This is a genomic window from Mesorhizobium sp. M4A.F.Ca.ET.050.02.1.1, from assembly GCF_003997725.1.
Taxonomy (GTDB): Bacteria; Pseudomonadota; Alphaproteobacteria; order Rhizobiales; family Rhizobiaceae; genus Mesorhizobium.
This window is the reverse complement of sequence record NZ_RZSG01001034.1, coordinates 1-1,798: the sequence shown is the minus strand read 5'-3', so window position 1 is coordinate 1,798 and position 1,798 is coordinate 1. Positions and strand designations below refer to the sequence as shown.

The window sequence follows — 1,798 nt, the reverse complement described above, 5'->3', positions numbered from 1 at the left end:
GCTGTGGTCGATCGGCGTCGAGACCTACCGCATGGGCGCCGCGTTCCTGCGCCGCCGCAAGCTGGTCGACCGCGCCCGCATCGTCATGCAGGAACTGATGGAGAAGACCGGCGAGACCGCCAATCTCGGCGTCGCCGAGGACGATTGCGTCGTCTTCGTCAGCCAGGTCGAGACGCACCAGGCGATCCGCGCCTTCTTCCGGCCGGGCACGCGCAGCTCCTTCCATGCCTCCGGCATCGGCAAGGCGGTGCTGGCGCATCTCGATCCCGAGCGTGTCGCTGCCATCCTGCGTCGCGCCGGGCTGGAGCGCTTCACCGACAAGACGATTTCCGACATTTCGGCGCTGGCCCGTGATCTCGTCGCGATCAAGCATCGCGGCTGGTCGGTCGACGACGAGGAGCGGCACCCGGGAATGCGCTGCGTGGCCGCCGCCATCTTCAACGAGTTCGGCGAGCCGATCGGCGGCGTTTCGGTGTCCGGGCCCACCGTTCGGGTGACGCCGGAGCGTCTGGCCGATATCGGTCCGCTGGTGCGCGAAGCGGCGACCGACATAACCAGGATGATCGGCGGGCATTCTTCACAAGGCGCTGCCGAGGCATCGCTGTTCGAGGTCAGCGCCACGCGCTTGCCTTGACTCTGGCCCGGCTTGACACCGGTCCGGCAACGGTCGAAGTCTGCGCATCCGATCCATTCCCGCCTGAAGACGCATGAGCCTCAAGTCCGTCAAAGCCTTCTTCGCCGAGCATGCCCCCGACATCGCGGTGATCGAAACGCCGACAAGTTCGGCGACCGTGGCGCTCGCCGCCGAGGCGCATGGCGTCGAGCCGGGGCAGATCGCCAAGACCATCTGCATGCGGGTCGGCGAGCGGGTGCTGCTGGTGGTCGCCCGCGGCAACGCGCGCATCGACAACCGCAAATCGCGCGATGCCTTCGGCGGCAAGCCGCGCATGCTCGATGCCCAACAGGTGGCGGAGATCACGGGGCATCCGGTCGGCGGCGTCTGCCCCTTCGGCCTCGCCTCGCCGCTGCCTGTCTACTGCGATGTGTCGCTGCGGGCCTTTGACGAGGTCGTGCCGGCGGCCGGCGCCACCAATGCCGCCGTCAGGATAGGCGTCGACCGCATGGCGAGCCTGGTCGGCGCCGAATGGTGCGACATCTGCCAGTAGCTAGCCGTTCGGCAGCGCGCTCTTGCCCGCAATCTCGAAGAAGTCGAGCAGGATCGCCAGCCCGACGCCGCTTGCGGTGAAGATGAGGCCCGCGATGAAGATGCGGTTCGCCCGCTCGTAGATGGGCTTTTGCAGCGAACTTACGTCGAGCAGCAAGGACAGCGCCCGCATCTGCATCGCGATGCCGATCAGGATCGGCACGACGGCGAGTAGATGGTACGTTTGCCAAGGGATCGGATTGGCGGCCCAATGGGTGATGAAGCCCAGCGAAAACGCCAGCAGGATGCCGACGGTGGTGACCGTGCCGTTGCGAAAGACGGGCTCGATCAAGTCTTGCTTCGGGTCCTGTTCGTCCAAGCGTCCCTCCTCGGTTTGGCCGTTGGGGAGAGATTAGACGCTCGGAAAATCGCTGTACACCGCCGACGGCGGAGCCGTTTCCGCTTGAAAGTCTGTCAACGCAGCAGGGCCAGCCCCCTGACGGCAGAAGAAGGGGCCACCGAGAAGCCCCTTCTTCCGGTTGCCTGAGGCGGTTCACCTCCTCTCAGAGCTGGCAGTAATGACGATAGCCGTCGTAGCCGGCCTAGGTGTCGGAGTATGGGTCGTAGCTGGCGTAGCGGGCGAGGCAGCGGCGG

At 66.2% G+C, this 1,798-nt stretch carries 3 protein-coding genes; 2 read left to right on the top strand and 1 reads right to left on the bottom strand.

Going from position 1 to position 1,798, the window contains the following annotated elements; genetic code table 11:
- Both EOA33_RS34615 and EOA33_RS34610 read left to right on the top strand, forming a co-directional pair.
- Window positions 1–634: IclR family transcriptional regulator (locus EOA33_RS34615; protein ID WP_145989480.1), on the top strand; the 634-nt coding region annotated here is incomplete at its 5' end.
- Between the two features lie 73 nt (window positions 635–707).
- Complete coding sequence (locus EOA33_RS34610; RefSeq protein ID WP_127407641.1) at window positions 708–1,166, top strand: YbaK/EbsC family protein; 459 nt, start codon at window positions 708–710, stop codon at window positions 1,164–1,166.
- On the opposite strand, the gene EOA33_RS34605 is transcribed toward EOA33_RS34610, so the two are convergent.
- Window positions 1,167–1,523, bottom strand: coding sequence for a hypothetical protein (locus EOA33_RS34605; RefSeq protein WP_126054410.1), 357 nt, complete (start codon window positions 1,521–1,523; stop codon window positions 1,167–1,169).
- Window positions 1,524–1,798: the final 275 nt, after the last annotated feature.